The organism is Halohasta sp. A2 (assembly GCF_056175805.1).
Genome location: NZ_JAQFWV010000019.1, coordinates 36,507 through 50,580 on the forward strand (window position 1 = coordinate 36,507; position 14,074 = coordinate 50,580).

A 14,074-nucleotide genomic window follows, 5' to 3' on the forward strand; every position below is an offset into this window, starting at 1 on the left:
CGGGATAGGGGGGCTAAAACCTCCCCCTTACGCACGTCGCGATTTCAGTCGTCGCTGATGACTTTCGCGGGCTTGCGGCGATCCGATCGCGGCCCCTCAATGTCGACGTCGGGCAGGTAATCCCTGAGATACCGACCCGTGTAGGATTCCTCAGTTCGGGCGACCGCTTCGGGGGTTCCGCTGGCGACGACTCGACCGCCACCCTCGCCGCCCTCGGGGCCGAGGTCGATGATGTGGTCAGCGTTTTTGACGAGATCGAGTTCGTGTTCGACGACCACTACGCTGTTGCCGTTATCCACGAGCCGCTGGAGCACCTCGATCAGTTTGCGCTCGTCGGCCTTGTGGAGCCCAGTTGTCGGCTCGTCGAGCAGGTAGAGGGTGTCGCCAGTCTGTTTTTTGCCCAACTCTTCGGCCAACTTCACACGTTGGGCCTCGCCGCCCGAAAGGGTGGTCGACGGCTGGCCGAGCGACATGTAGCCCAGCCCCACGTCCTTCAGGAGTTTCAGGCGTCGACGGAGCTGGGAGTTGGCCTCGAAGAAGTCGTAGGCCTCGGTGACCTCCATCTCCAGGACGTCAGCAATCGTCTTGTCCTTGTAGGTCACATCCAACGTTTCGTCGTTGTATCGCGAGCCGCCACACTCCTCGCAAGGAACGTGCACGTCCGACAGGAAGTTCATCTCGATTTTGACCGTTCCCTGTCCACCACAGGCCTCACATCGGCCGCCTTTGACGTTAAATGAAAAACGGCCCTTCTTGTAGCCGCGCTGTTTCGAGAGTTTGGTTTCGGCGAACAGCTCCCGAATGTAGTCGAAGACGCCCGTGTAGGTCGCGGGGTTCGACCGCGGCGTGCGGCCGATGGGGCTCTGGTCGATCAGTCGGACGGTTTCGACCTTGTCGAGTCCCTCAAGCGTGTCGTGCTCACCAGGGTCGACGCTGGTGTTGTCGTTCATCTGTCGCGCGAGCGATTTATAAAGAATGTCGTGCATCAGCGTCGACTTTCCAGAGCCCGAAACCCCGGTGACAGCCGTAAAGACGCCCAGTGGGATCGGCACGTCGAGGTCTGCGAGGTTGTGCTGGCGTGCGCCACGGATCACGAGTTCGCCGTCGGCCTCGCGTCGCTCCTGGGGGACAGGAATATCGGTCCGTCCTGACAGATAGTCGCCAGTGATTGAGTCGTCAGCCGCGCAGATCTCGTCGAACTCGCCTTGGACGACGATCTCGCCGCCGCGTTTGCCCGGCCCCGGCCCCATGTCGATCACGTTGTCGGCCCGACGCATCGTCTCCTCGTCGTGTTCGACGACGATCAGCGTATTGCCGAGGTCGCGCAGCCCCTCAAGCGTGTTAAGTAGTCGGTCGTTATCGCGCTGGTGAAGCCCGATCGAGGGCTCGTCTAGGACGTAGAGAACACCTACCAGCCCGGATCCGACCTGCGTTGCGAGTCGGATTCGCTGGCTCTCGCCGCCCGACAGGGTGGCGGCCTCGCGGTCGAGCGTCAGGTATTCGAGGCCGACCTCCTCCATGAAACCCAGGCGAGCCCTAATCTCTTTGAGAATCTCGGTGGCAATCGTCCGTTCGCGTTCCGAGAGGTTCGCTTCGAGCCCTTCGAAGTGTCGACGCGCATCCCCAATCGACAGCCGGTTGACCTCGGTGATCGAGGTGCCGTCGACGAGCACGTGGCGGGACTGTTCTTTGAGCCGCGTGCCCTCACAGGCCGGACACTCGGTGACCGCCATGTACTTCTCGATGTGCTCGCGCGTGCCTTTCGAGTCGGTCTCGACGTGTCGACGGTCGAGGTTCGGAATGACGCCCTCGAACCGCTTTTGTTTGCGGCGGGTGCCGTTTCGCGTGGTGCGCTCGAAGACCACCTGTCGGTCGGTTCCGTAGAGGAACTGTCGCTGAATCTCGTCGTCGAGTTCTTCCCACGGCGTCTGGACACTGACGCCGAAGTGTGCGACAACCGAGTCGATTCGTGTTCGGTAGTACGAGCGGTTGTAGCTCCAGGCCTCGAAGACGTCTTTCAGGGGTTTGGAGGGATCCTGAATAATGAGGTCTTCGTCGACCTCCTTGGCCTGGCCGATCCCCTCACAGACGGGGCAGGCTCCGTGCGGACTGTTGAACGAAAACGACCGGGTTTCGATCTCAGAGAACTGGAAGTCACTGTTCGGATTGCCGAGGGTCTCGGAGAGTTCGACGACTAACCGATCATCACCCTCGCCAGCGAGATCGCCGGTCGACCGTGAGTTCGAGCCGAGCGGCGCGTCTTCGGGCGGATCAGGGACGATCAACTTGAGGACGCCGTCGGCCTCTTCGAGGACCGTTTCGACGCTGTCGGTGATCCGCGAGCGGGCGTCGGCCGAGAGTTTGACGCGGTCGACGATCACGTCGATCGTGTGGTCGAAGTTCTTGTCGAGTTCGGGTTTCTCGACCGTGAGATCGAACTGCTCGCCGTCGACTTCGACCCTGGAGTAGCCGTCGGCTACCAGTTCGTCAAACAGGTCCTCGAACGCGCCCTTCTGGTCGCGAACGACCGGTGCGGCGATCATCGCCCGCGTGCCTTCGGGGAACGTGAGGAGTTGGCTAACCATCTGCTGGGCGCTCTGCTCGCCGACCTCCTCGCCGGTGATCGGATCGTACTGCGTGCCGATCCGCGCGTACAGCAGCCGAAGGTAGTCGTGGAGTTCGGTTACCGTCCCGACCGTCGACCGCGGGTTGTTGGCCGCGTTCTTCTGGTCGATCGAGATCGCCGGCGAGAGTCCCTCGACAGCCTCGACTTTCGGCTTGTCCATCTGCCCTAAGAAATTGCGGGCGTACGCCGACAATGACTCGATGTAGCGCCGCTGGCCTTCGGCGTAGATGGTGTCGAACGCGAGCGAGGACTTGCCCGATCCAGAAAGGCCGGTGACGACTGTAAAGGCCTCTCGTGGGATCTCGACGTCGACGTCTTTGAGGTTGTGTTCCTCCGCGCCGCGGACAGTGATGTACTCCTTGCTCATTGTGATCGATGGAAGGCGAGCGAAACGAGTGGTTCGAAGGCGACGGCCCGGTACATACGTGACGATGGGTGTCCAGAAACTTAACGCGCCCGTTCCGTGCGACAGGCTGTCTTAGACTCGGGTTTCCGATTGGACGCGATACGTCTTGGCCTTCTCGTATCGCTTATAAACGTAGACGAGCGGCACCGGGAGACACAGCGCCGTCAACAGATACTCGCCACGAGCGAAACTGTAGCCGACCAGCGCGGTTGTCAACAGGATCGAGCCGTGCATGGAGATCCACAGACAGCGTGTCAACGACTCCCACTCCCCGTACATATACCGATAAAAGAAGGATTCGATCGAATCGATCATACCACTACATGATAGTATCCAAACACGAATGCCGGGCACGTATTCCGTGGTCGACACCCAACACGGTCAGATCACTGGACCGGTTTATTGGCCGACAGAGGGCAGAATCAATTCATCGGTCAGCGCGCACTCGGTCAGACGTCGGCTGGCCGAATGCAGATTCAGTCGACGTATCCCTCGAGCATATTCTCGACGTACTTGGCGATCACGTCGACCTCTACGTGAACCGGATCGCCGACTTCCTTCGCGCCGAGCGTTGTCAGGTCGTAGGTCGTCGGGATGACCGCCACCTCAAATGTGCCTGTCTCGCGGTCGAGCGCGGCAACCGTCAGCGAGATGCCATCGAGACAGATCGAGCCCTTGTCGACGATATACTGCTCGTAGCCCGCCGGAAGCTCGAACCCAAAGCGCCAGTCGTCGCCCACCTGTTCGACAGCAGTGAGTTCGGTGACCGTATCGACGTGGCCCTGAACGACGTGGCCGTCGAAGCGGCCGTCGGCGGCCATCGCGCGCTCGATGTTGACGCTGTCGCCGACCGACAGATCACCGAGATAGGTTTTGTCGACGGTCTCGCTGGCGAGAAAGACCTCGAACCAGCGATCGTCGTCGGCTTCGACGGTTCCGAACGCTTCGACGGTGAGACAGACACCGCTGACACTGATCGACTGGCCGTGGTGGAGGTCCGCAAGGCCCGCAGCCCGAAGACGGAGCCTGCGGCCCTCGGTGGTGCTGTCGACGCCGACCACCGCACCCGTGGTTTCAACGATCCCCGTGAACATACTTGACAGAGACGATCAGGACAAAAAGCGGTTGTGACTCGTGACGTCGGGTTTTTATGTTGTAATGAAATACTGACGGTCAATGCGCCTCGGGATCATCGATATGATCAGCCTCGCAACGACGCTGATATTCGCCCTCCCTGTAGCGAACTTCGGCGTTGGCAAGCTGTTGGCCGGCGATCCTATAATGGGCCTCACCTTGATCGGCGTCGGTGTCGCTATGGTCGTAGTGCCACACTATTTAATGGATCCGCAAACTTACCTGAAAAAAGCATTTAACGGGCTGCTCCCGGGGCTGTCTCGCGATAACGCTGCAGCGGCCGATGGAGATCAGACACGCTCGGAGAAACCCTAAAACGCTCCGGCCCCTATATCTGACAATCGTAATAAATTTATTTTTCCATAACAAGTTTTCGGTAGATGAGTCCCCCAATGCGAGACGTCTCGCCGGTCGAAAAACAGCTCCATGAAGCTCTAAAGACCGCCGAGAACAGCCAGACGAGATACCACATCCGCGAAGCCCTCCAGTTCGCGGCGGTCGATCAGTGACTTTTCATCCGTCGTGCCGGTCGACCGGCGTCATCGACAGTGGATACGAATCCAGGCGCTCGGTGCCGTCGTCAGTAACCACGAAGACGGCTCCGAGCCGCACCATCCCCCGCGACGGGTCATCGACGCCTGTCTCGACGACGATAGTCGACCCCGACCGGAGTTTTTCGCGTCCGGGAGCCGGTGGCTCGTAGGTCGCGAGCCCCGTGCCGTGAATCCTTGCGGTCGCCCGTGTCGACTCTTCAGTATCCGGAGCAACCGCGAACCCATATGCACCGAGTTCGGCCAGCGCCTCACCACGGACGGCCGAGACGTCGACTCCGGCTTCGGTGTGGCGCTCGGCGGCCGCCAGCCCAGCTTCAGCCGCGATGTACGCGCGTCGCTCCCACCCCCCCTCGCCGTCGACGACGAGTGTCCGCGTGAGCAAGCCGTGATAGCCGCGCGGCCCACGCGGTCGAACGGTGAGGACGATCGGCTCGCCAGCTTCGAGCGGCGTCGACGGCTTGATACTGTTCTCGACGCTACCAACCGCAACGCGTGTGTTTCCCGCGGCCGAGACGCCGGTCGACGCGAGTTCGGCGTTTATCAGCCGGACTAATCGGTCGGCGGTGAGCGGCCGTCCGTCGACGACCAGCGCGCCGTCGGTCGGCTGGCTGGCGGCCAACACGGCCTCGCCGCGGGCTATCCCGGCGGTGGCTGCTCGCTGCACCGCGCGGAGACAGTCGCGTTCGGCTGGCGTCTTGGCCGCGCGGGCGGTCGTGACCGCGGGCGTCGACGATAGTACGTAGCCTGCCTGCTCGCAGAAAACGGCCGTATCGTGTGGGAGATCCCGCGGGACGAGAAGCGTCCCACCCTCTACTGGCTTCCCAATTCGCTCAGCGAGAACCGTCTGAACGTGTCGACCGACCGGTGTGGCCGGATCCCGGCCGTCGACGCCCCGAGCGAGTCCATCGGTCGACTCACGTTCGAATGCGGCTGCCACTTCGATGGTGTCGGTCGGCACGCAGTAAACGGCCTCCGGCGGTCGCCCCTCGTCGCCCGGCAGGACCACGACCGCCGTCTCGCGGTCGGGACCGTCGACGCGCGTGAGATACCGCCGGTCGGCGTCGTTCCGATCGCCGACGTGGACGAAACCGACCGCCCTCGTCTCCTCGACCGCGTGCAAGACCCTCGACAGCCCCGACGGGAACGCCGATTCGGGTGATGGAGAGACGACCGACGGCGGTGAGACAACGGGCGGCGGTTCAGTCACGGCTCGGGTTCGGGCGCCTCGTCCGGGTCGGCCTCTTGGGCCGTCGCGAGCAGGTCGTCGACGGGTTCCTCCCGGATCTCGTTGTGGAGCAAAACGCTGATCGGCACTGTAGGCGCGCCGTCGATCAGGTTTTCGAGCAGCACGAGCCGCTCGCGGGCTCGGCTCATCCCGACATAGAACACGCGGCGCTCGTTGTCGGTGAGCAGGGGAACCGGGTTTGTCCGCTTGGTGAACTCCTCGTCGTCGACTGCCGTTTCGTCAATGTCGGTTTCCTCGTGGCCGGTGACGGTAGCGGCCATCTGCTCGACGACCTTCTCGGTGAGATCGGTGCCGACGAAGACATGGTCGGCCTCACGACCCTTCGCCGAGTGGATCGTTCCGACACGGACGAGGTTCGGGTCCTGTCCGTGGTAGTCGCCGCCGAAGTAGGCGTTAATCGATTTGCGCTGGAAGCTCGTCACCTTTCGAACCATGTCGCTGGCGGCGTTGGGACCGGGAATGAACGGCGCGAAGTTCTTGACTTCCTCGGGCGAAAGCGGTATTTGCGTGAGGTCTTCGGTGTCGGCGACTTCTTCTTTCTCGTCGAGGAAATCGTAGAACTCGTCGCGGTCGTTCGAGCCGAACGCCGAGGTCTGGAGCATATCAGCCAAGCGTCGACCCTGCAGCAGGGTGAGATCCTCGTCGGCGTTGTAGGCCTCGATAGCCCGAACGTAGTCGACCAGCCGGTCAGTCCACAGCCGCTGGTCGGTGAGAGCTTTAAACGGAATCCCCTCGTCGATGAACTCCTCGATGAACTGGAACAGTTGGTATCTGGCGCGGAACAGCACCATCACGCTGCCGTCGTCTTCTTGGATCGTATAGCGGACGTTCCGGACGAGTTCGAGCATCGAGGCGTTCTCGACACCTTCGACGTTACCTCCCTCTTTGCGGGGTTTGAGGTCCTTTTCCTGCCGTTTTTCGATGTGGCGTATCTCCTTGTTGACAACGTTTAGAATCCGGGAGGGCAGGCGGTAGGAGTTCGGCAAAACGACATCCTCGTCTCGGTCGGCGTCGAGCAGGAGGTTGGGGTCCGCACCCTGCCACGCATAGACGACCTGGTCGTCGTCGCCTGCGATGAGGACCTGCTTCATCTGTGGTTTCCACTCCTCGAAGACGTCGTACTGGAGGGTCGTGATATCCTGAAATTCGTCGATCACGAGATAGTCGACGCTCGGCAACAGCGAACGCTGTTTGACGCGTTCGAGCATGTCCGCGAAACCCACTAGCTCGTGTTCGCCCTTGTAGGCGCGCCACGCGCGGATCGCCTCGGGGATGTCGACGCGGTCGTCGTCGGCGGTCCACGTCGGGGTGTACTTGTTGCCTTCCTGGGCGTTGGGATCGATTTCGGGTGGGAGTCGGACCTCCTCGACGTTCCACTGGAAGGGGACGTCGTACCAGTCGGCGACTTCGCGGCGGGTGCGCTGGAGCCACTGGCTCGTCGAGATGACCTTGTTACCGATTGTCGTCGAGCGCGCGGTGCGGCGGCCGCCGCTTTGGTACTCGTCTTCGTACTCAAGGCCGAACTCCTCACAGAACTCCTCTTTGTCGTTTTCGCCGACGACGTCGCCGCGCGAAAGGTTGAGCAGCTCGTAGGCCTTGGCGTGCATCGTACAGACGTTGCCCTTGAGCTCGCGAGGGGTCGTATCGAGTCGCTCGGCGAGCCGTTCGCGGATCTCGGCCGCGGCAGCGCGGGTGTAGGAGACGACCAGAATGTCGCGGGTGTCGACAGTGTCGTCTTCGAGAATGGTCTCGACGCGGTCGAGCAGCGCCGTCGTCTTCCCGCTGCCGGGACCGCCGAACAGCCGGGTGATCTCGACATCCGTGGTACTCATTGTACCACTTCCATGTGCCCCGACCTCATAAACCGCATGACTTCCAGCCGCGAAAACTAGTGGTGCGAGCCCCTCGATGGGAAAAAACTGCCCACCTGTCGTCAGTTGCCAGGCGGTCGACTCTCGCTTGACTACCGATCCGGGAACCAGCCACAGACGCTACACTGCTGTGCGGTGTCGTCGTGAATCCCCCCACACTCGGGACACTGTTTTTTGTTATACGAGTGGTCCCAGCCCGCCGGTGCCGTCTGGTGTCCGTTCGCCGAAAGGAACTGGTCGAACAACTCGTCGTCAGTGGTCTGTGCTGAGGCCATACTGGTTCGTGATAACGTGTGTCATTCACTTAGCTGTTTGGCTTGGGGAGGCGGTTGCCCCGACTCCCTCGAAACGAGCCATTCAACGAAGACGAAAAAAGCGTATACGACCGGTATCGAAACGATACCGAATCGTGGGGTGCCGTGTCTGACTGCCCGATGATCCTGTATCAGTGTATCAACGAGACTACTTATCGGCCGCCAGCGCCCTGCCCGTTGCCCTGGCCGCCACTGCTACCGGAGCCGCCGTTACCCTGGCCGCCGTTTCCGCCGCGGTCAGAGTCACTGTTGGACCCGCTATCGTCTCCTTCGTTGTCCGCGTCATCTTGCCCGTTGCCCGTGTCCTCCGGTGCGTTATCCGAGCCGTTGCCTGCATCGTCCGGCGCGTTGCCGGAGCCGTTACCGGCGTCCGCTGAGGCATTGCCCTGCCCCTCACCAGCGTTGTCCGGTGCGTTATCCGAGCCGTTGCCCGCATTGTCCGGCGGACCGCCGCCAGCGGCCTCCGAGACAGTCGGACCGAGCTTCTCGAACTCGCCGTTCCGGAACGCTGAGATGATTTTCTGGATCGACGAGACCTGGTCAGCCGCCTCGTCGGGGACCTCCTGTGCGTCCTCGGTGCTCTCTTGGGTGACGAGCTCACCGCCGACAACCTCGTAGGTCGTCGTCTGTGTAGTGCCGTCGACTGTCACTGCAATCTCGACTGCTGACCGGTTCTCGAGGGGGAACTGGAGGGTTCCGTTTGCGTCAGTGGTGCCCACATCGCTTCCGTTGACCGCGACCGTCGCGTTCTCAACGGCGGTATCGTTGTCTGTTACTGAGACGGTCACCGTCTCGTTGTCGAGTGTCGCATCGGACTCGAAGTCGGGTTCGGTGGTTTCGTTCTCGTCGCTGTCGTCCTGTGCGACGAGTTCACCGTCGACGACGTCGTAGGTCGCCGATTGAGTGGTGTTGTCGACTGTAACCCCGATCTCGACCGCCGAGCGGTTGTCGAGATCGAACTGGAGGGTGCCGTTGTCGTCGGTCGTGCCCGCGTCAGTTTCGTTGACGGCGACCGACGCGTTCTCAACGGCGGTATCGTTGTCTGTTACTGAGACGGTCACCGTCTCGTTGTCGAGGGTCGCATCGAATGCGAACGGCTCGTCGTCGGAGTCGGTGTCGTCTGCTGTCTGTGCCCCGACAGTCGTTGCCATGGCGGGAATCGCCATGAGCAAACAACCCATCAGGACAAGTATCGTGATCGTACGTCTGTTCATTACGAGCTATCATACTGGTGGATACTACATCAATCGGAACAGTAGTGGAGCCGGTTTGCGCTGGATTGCATCCGAAAACGTCGATGCTTTTATATACTCAGAGTAGTCTCCGGCAGTATTTTCTGATAACTCTTCGGTCGACCCGTGGTAAGTCGAGTTTCGACTGCCGAATACGCCGACCGCGTCAGTAGGACGGAGGGGGAAGCAAAGCGTTCCGCGATGCTGGGCAAGCAACGTTCGGTGGCCGAGAGACTCGCTATTTTTGGGAGACACACCACTCGACGATTGAAACGTAAACAGTCTAGTATGTCGAATACCCGCTTCGACTAGTTCTCAGTAGCCAGTTCCTCGGCGACGACGCTCACATCCAAGAGCGCGGGGTCGACCGCCAGATCGGTCTGGCCTTTGGCGAACTCCGGCAGCGACTCGCGGCTGTAGACGACCACCCGCACGTCGGGGTGGCGTTCCTTGGCGACCGGAATCCCGCTCGCCTCGCCGACATCAGTGAGAACCAGCAAGTCGACCTCGTCGATCCCGGCCTCTCTGAGCGTCTTCAAGGAGACGACGCCGGTGATCCGCACGACGTCGACACCCTCAGCTTCGAGTGCGTCGCCGAGTCCCTCGGGGTCGGCTCCGGCGACGATTGCGATCTCGCTCATTACTCGTACTCGATGGTCGCTGGGGGCTTGTGTGTAACGTCGTAGACGACGCGGGCGACGTTCTCGTTTTCACCAGTGATCCGGCTCTGGATGCGCTGGAGGGTCGACCAGTCGATCTCCTGGGCGCGGGCGGTCATCCCGTCACGGCTTTCGACCGACCGCACGGCGACGACCCAGCCGTGAACCCGGTTGTCGCCTTTCACGCCCGTGGCCTTGCCGATGACCGCAGCAAACGCCTGCCACGGCTCGTACTCCTCCAACTCTTCTTCGACGACGTGACAGGATTCGCGGGCGACCGCGACTTTCTCCGGTGTGACCTCGCCGATGACGCGGACGGCAAGCCCAGGGCCAGGAAACGGCATTCGCTCGGAGATGATCTCTTCGAGGTCGAGCGCGCGGGCGACCTCGCGGACCTCGTCCTTGTAGAGGTCGCGGACCGGTTCGACGATTCCCTCGAAGTCGACGCGCTCGGGCAGGCCACCGACGTTGTGGTGGGATTTGATGTTTCCTTCGGACTCGATTCGGTCGGGATAGATGGTCCCCTGGACGAGATACTGGGCGTCCGTCTCTTTGGCCTCGCGTTCGAACTCGCGGATGAACTGCTCGCCGATGGCCTTTCGTTTCTCTTCGGGGTCGGTGATGCCTGCAAGTCCCTCGAAAAAGCGCTCGCTGGCGTCGACGATTTCGAGGCTGTCCATGAACGAGAAGGTCTCTCGAAGCTGGTCGGTTTCGCCCTTGCGCATAAGGCCGGTGTCGACGTACACTGGTGTCAGTTGGTCGCCGATGGCTCGGTACGCGAGGGTGGCGGCGACAGAGGAGTCGACACCACCCGAAAGGGCGATAATCGCGTTTTCGTCGCCGATCTGGTCTCGAATCGATTCGACTGCCTCGTCGATGAATTCGGTCGGGTTTACCATTTAAATAGTCACCTCGTCTTCAGATTTCGTTTCGGGGGTGGAATCAGAGTCGCTACGGTCGATGACGGCCTTCAGAAAGCCGACAAAGGGCGGGCTCGCGCGGTCGGGCCGCGAGCGGAACTCGGGGTGGAACTGCGTGCCGAAGAAGAATGGATGGTCCTCGAGTTCGAGAATCTCCATCCGTCGGCCCGCTTTGCCCGAAAACTGTAGGTGTCCGGACTCAAGCTGATCAATATACTCGGGGTTGACCTCGTACCGGTGGCGGTGGCGCTCAGTGCAGGAATCCGTCTCGTAGACCGCTTCGGCGAGCGTGCCGGACTCGATTTGGGTTTCGTGTGCGCCGAGCCGCATCGTCCCGCCCATGTCGTCGATCTCCTTTTGTTCGGGCAGAATATCGATGACGGGATGGGGCGTCTCGTCGTCGATTTCTGCGGAGTTGGCACCGTCGAGACCCAGCACGTTGCGGGCCTGTTCGATGACCGCCATCTGGAACCCGAGACAGAGCCCAAGGAAGGGGATATCGTTCTCGCGGGCGTAGCGGACGGCTTCGATCTTGCCGTCGGTCCCACGGGAGCCGAACCCACCGGGGACGATGATCCCGTCTGCGGCTTCGAGCCGCTCGGTGTGTTCGTCGTGCATCTGGTCGGAGTCGACCCACAGAACATCAACGTCGACTTCCTGTTCGATCCCGGCGTGTTTCAGTGCCTCGTGGATCGACATATAGGCGTCTTCGAGGCCGTATTTGCCGACGAGTGCGACGGTGACCGTTCCCTCGCGTTCTCGCGTGACGAGTTCCCGCCAACGCTGGGAACGCTCGGCTTTCGGAAGCGCGCCCTCGGCGATGCCGAGTCGGTCCATCACGTACTCGTCGAGGCCTTCGTCTTCGACCATCAGCGGGACGTGGTAGACATCCGGGACATCGGGGTTGGAGAACACCGCATCGGTAGAGACATCGCAGAAACGGGCGATCTTGGTTTTCGTTGCCGGATCGAGTTTGTCCTCGGAGCGCCCCACGAGGATGTCGGGTTGGAGGCCGATCGAGCGGAGCTCCTTGACGCTGTGTTGGGTGGGTTTGGTCTTCTGCTCGCCGTTCATCGAGTAGGGGACCAAAGTAACGTGCATGAACAGTAGGTCCTCGTCGTCCTCCTCGCTGGCGAACTGGCGGAGCGACTCCAAGAAGGGCATCGACTCGATGTCGCCGACGGTGCCGCCGATCTCGACGATACAGACATCCGTTCCTTCGGCGGCCTCACGGATGCGCCGTTTGATGTCATCCGTTACGTGGGGGATGATTTGGACCGTTTTACCCAGATAGTCGCCCGCGCGCTCGGCGTCGATCACGCTCTGGTAGGTTTTGCCCGTCGTGACGTTGTGGTCGGAGGTCATGTCGATCCCGAGGAACCGCTCGTAGTTCCCCAGATCCAGGTCGACCTCGCCGCCGTCCTTGAGGACGTACACTTCGCCGTGCTCGTAGGGATTCATCGTCCCGGCGTCGACGTTGAGGTAGGGGTCGACTTTGACCGCAGTGACATCGAAGCCCGCGTTGGCCAGTAGTCGGCCCGTACTCGCGGCCGTAATTCCCTTTCCGAGCCCGGACATTACACCTCCCGTTACAAAAATGAACTTCCGCCCCAGTGTGGGGTCATATCCCGTGGTGGGTTCCGTCGGCATACTGACTGTCCGCAAGGTTTCATCAAAACGGTTTCGATGGGGTCGACGGGCTGGTTGTTGTTCGCATGCGCCTACCTGTCAGCGTGAACCAGTGGCTGCCCAGCAGCCGACGAGACCACCGGCGTCGACTGATTCGCCGTTGCATTGGTCGAGTTAGCCGACGAGCTGTACTCGGTGAACACGATGCGGACTGTCACCTGCTCGCCGGTCACCTCGTCAATTCGGGCTTCGAGCGAGTCGGCTACGACGGGTGGTGACCCGCTCCCGGTGTACGAAAACCGGACCGTCACGGTTTCGGGCTCGCTGAACAGCGCGTCACCGCCGTACTCCGTACGAACCGAGACAGTATCGAGCGAACGGTACTCTGGTTCGGTCGTGAGCGCGTTGACCTCGTCGGATATCTCCCTATCGAGGCTGATCTGCTGGGCGGTCGCAGCCCCGGCAGTGCCGACAACCAGTACGAGAGCAACCACCGTCGTGATGACGGCGAGTTTTTGTCGACGCGAGGCCGACGCGAACAGCCACCCCGACTCGTCGGGTCGGTAGCCCATCGCCAACAACACAACGAACGCACCGAGATTGATCAGCACCATCGTGATCACCAACAACAGTGCCGAGCCAACAGCGACCCGAGGCTCCCACCAGACGATCGCGATGCCGGTGGTTGCGGCCGCCGGAATCAACGCGGCGGCGATCATCACACCGATCAGCGAGGTCGGCCCCTTGGTCGTCAGTCCAAAGGCGCCGGCCGCGCCCGCCGCGAGGCCGATGGCCGCCGAGAGAACCCCCGGGGCGAGTCGGATAGTGATCAGATCGAGACTCGTGATCGCCAACCGATCGGGCAGAAACCCACCGAGAACCAGTGCAGCCGAAAACAGCGTCGACCCGACAACGGCGACCACGAGCCCGAGCGCCTGGAGACGGAGGCTGTCGAGCACCATCCGACGGTCGCCGAGTGCGCCACCGACGGTCGCGGTCAGTACGGGTCCGACGATGGGTGCAATCACCATCGAGCCGACGACGACCGCCGGCGAACTCATGAGCAGTCCGGCGGCGGCGATAACCGCACTCAAAAAGATCATCGACAGAAACGAACTCGGATCCTGGCTCATGTCGGTCACCTTCGAGAGGAGTTCGGGCGTGGTGAGCGGGTCGAAATCGCCCGCAAACCGAGTTTGGAGCGCCTTGCCACCGGGCGTCATCGCGCTTTCGAGGCTTCCGATCACGGTGTAGGATTCGGGGTCGACACCGGTCTCCGAGAGCCGATTCAGAAAGTAGCCGATCGCATCGTTGGGGACGGGTGCCGAAAACAGCCACTGTCGACGCCCGTTCGTCCTGCTCTGTTGAATAGATGCTGAGTCACGGTTACAGCGGTTCACACAGTGGTTCTATGTTGATGATGGCGAACATCAGGACAATTTCACGGAACTGCCGATACCAGCCCAGCGCTCGCACGGCGTCG

At 61.5% G+C, this 14,074-nt stretch carries 13 protein-coding genes and 1 pseudogene; 2 read left to right on the plus strand and 12 right to left on the minus strand.

Annotated features, from left to right (window positions below):
• Positions 1 to 44: 44 nt before the first annotated feature.
• The 3 genes from uvrA to O2S87_RS07915 form a co-directional block, all read right to left on the minus strand.
• Positions 45 to 2,993 carry an excinuclease ABC subunit UvrA gene (gene uvrA, locus O2S87_RS07905; protein WP_475408253.1) on the minus strand — a complete coding sequence of 983 codons (2,949 nt, stop codon included), beginning with the start codon at positions 2,991 to 2,993 and terminating at the stop codon, positions 45 to 47.
• 111 nt (positions 2,994 to 3,104) lie between these two features.
• Complete coding sequence (locus tag O2S87_RS07910; RefSeq protein WP_475408254.1) at positions 3,105 to 3,347, minus strand: hypothetical protein; 243 nt, start codon at positions 3,345 to 3,347, stop codon at positions 3,105 to 3,107.
• A 161-nt stretch (positions 3,348 to 3,508) separates the two neighbouring features.
• Complete coding sequence (locus tag O2S87_RS07915; protein ID WP_475408255.1) at positions 3,509 to 4,126, minus strand: riboflavin synthase; 618 nt, start codon at positions 4,124 to 4,126, stop codon at positions 3,509 to 3,511.
• 82 nt (positions 4,127 to 4,208) lie between these two features.
• Between O2S87_RS07915 and O2S87_RS07920 the strand changes: the two genes are divergently transcribed.
• Both O2S87_RS07920 and O2S87_RS07925 read left to right on the plus strand, forming a co-directional pair.
• Positions 4,209 to 4,481, plus strand: coding sequence for a DUF7533 family protein (locus O2S87_RS07920; protein WP_475408256.1), 273 nt, complete (start codon positions 4,209 to 4,211; stop codon positions 4,479 to 4,481).
• A gap of 65 nt (positions 4,482 to 4,546) precedes the next feature.
• Complete coding sequence (locus O2S87_RS07925) at positions 4,547 to 4,675, plus strand: hypothetical protein (protein ID WP_475408257.1); 129 nt, start codon at positions 4,547 to 4,549, stop codon at positions 4,673 to 4,675.
• 4 nt (positions 4,676 to 4,679) lie between these two features.
• Here O2S87_RS07925 and O2S87_RS07930 read toward each other — a convergent pair whose 3' ends face one another.
• From O2S87_RS07930 to O2S87_RS07970, 9 genes and pseudogenes are all read right to left on the minus strand, one after another.
• Positions 4,680 to 5,927 (minus strand): M24 family metallopeptidase, encoded by a 1,248-nt coding sequence (locus tag O2S87_RS07930; protein WP_475408258.1) that lies wholly within the window; start codon positions 5,925 to 5,927, stop codon positions 4,680 to 4,682.
• Entirely contained in the window at positions 5,924 to 7,798 is a 1,875-nt protein-coding gene (locus O2S87_RS07935) for a UvrD-helicase domain-containing protein (RefSeq protein WP_475408259.1), read from the minus strand. The genes O2S87_RS07930 and O2S87_RS07935 overlap by 4 nt, the downstream gene beginning before the upstream one ends.
• A gap of 131 nt (positions 7,799 to 7,929) precedes the next feature.
• On the minus strand, positions 7,930 to 8,112 hold the full coding sequence (locus tag O2S87_RS07940) for an HVO_0416 family zinc finger protein (RefSeq protein ID WP_475408260.1): 183 nt from the start codon (positions 8,110 to 8,112) through the stop codon (positions 7,930 to 7,932).
• Between the two features lie 191 nt (positions 8,113 to 8,303).
• On the minus strand, positions 8,304 to 9,365 hold the full coding sequence (locus O2S87_RS07945) for a hypothetical protein (protein ID WP_475408261.1): 1,062 nt from the start codon (positions 9,363 to 9,365) through the stop codon (positions 8,304 to 8,306).
• 326 nt (positions 9,366 to 9,691) lie between these two features.
• Positions 9,692 to 10,024, minus strand: coding sequence for a DUF7126 family protein (locus tag O2S87_RS07950; protein ID WP_475408262.1), 333 nt, complete (start codon positions 10,022 to 10,024; stop codon positions 9,692 to 9,694).
• Entirely contained in the window at positions 10,024 to 10,941 is a 918-nt protein-coding gene (gene guaA / locus O2S87_RS07955) for a glutamine-hydrolyzing GMP synthase (RefSeq protein ID WP_475408263.1), read from the minus strand. Before guaA ends, O2S87_RS07950 begins: the two co-directional genes overlap by 1 nt.
• Positions 10,942 to 12,612: a CTP synthase gene (locus O2S87_RS07960; RefSeq protein ID WP_475408264.1), complete on the minus strand. Its 1,671-nt coding sequence runs from the start codon at positions 12,610 to 12,612 to the stop codon at positions 10,942 to 10,944.
• Positions 12,613 to 12,683: 71 nt separating this feature from the next.
• Positions 12,684 to 13,991, minus strand: coding sequence for a DUF389 domain-containing protein (locus tag O2S87_RS07965; protein WP_475408265.1), 1,308 nt, complete (start codon positions 13,989 to 13,991; stop codon positions 12,684 to 12,686).
• Positions 13,978 to 14,074, minus strand: a pseudogene (locus O2S87_RS07970) (IS5/IS1182 family transposase); the annotation flags it as partial. The gene O2S87_RS07965 and the pseudogene O2S87_RS07970, both read right to left, overlap by 14 nt.

Coding starts and splice junctions, on each gene's coding strand:
- guaA (WP_475408263.1), bottom strand. CDS start 10,941: ATGGTAAACCCGACCGAATTCATCGACGAGGCAGTCGAATCGATTCGA.
- O2S87_RS07945 (WP_475408261.1), bottom strand. CDS start 9,365: ATGAACAGACGTACGATCACGATACTTGTCCTGATGGGTTGTTTGCTC.
- O2S87_RS07925 (WP_475408257.1), top strand. CDS start 4,547: ATGAGTCCCCCAATGCGAGACGTCTCGCCGGTCGAAAAACAGCTCCAT.
- O2S87_RS07910 (WP_475408254.1), bottom strand. CDS start 3,347: ATGATCGATTCGATCGAATCCTTCTTTTATCGGTATATGTACGGGGAG.
- uvrA (WP_475408253.1), bottom strand. CDS start 2,993: ATGAGCAAGGAGTACATCACTGTCCGCGGCGCGGAGGAACACAACCTC.
- O2S87_RS07940 (WP_475408260.1), bottom strand. CDS start 8,112: ATGGCCTCAGCACAGACCACTGACGACGAGTTGTTCGACCAGTTCCTT.
- O2S87_RS07950 (WP_475408262.1), bottom strand. CDS start 10,024: ATGAGCGAGATCGCAATCGTCGCCGGAGCCGACCCCGAGGGACTCGGC.
- O2S87_RS07935 (WP_475408259.1), bottom strand. CDS start 7,798: ATGAGTACCACGGATGTCGAGATCACCCGGCTGTTCGGCGGTCCCGGC.
- O2S87_RS07960 (WP_475408264.1), bottom strand. CDS start 12,612: ATGCCGACGGAACCCACCACGGGATATGACCCCACACTGGGGCGGAAG.
- O2S87_RS07920 (WP_475408256.1), top strand. CDS start 4,209: ATGCGCCTCGGGATCATCGATATGATCAGCCTCGCAACGACGCTGATA.
- O2S87_RS07915 (WP_475408255.1), bottom strand. CDS start 4,126: ATGTTCACGGGGATCGTTGAAACCACGGGTGCGGTGGTCGGCGTCGAC.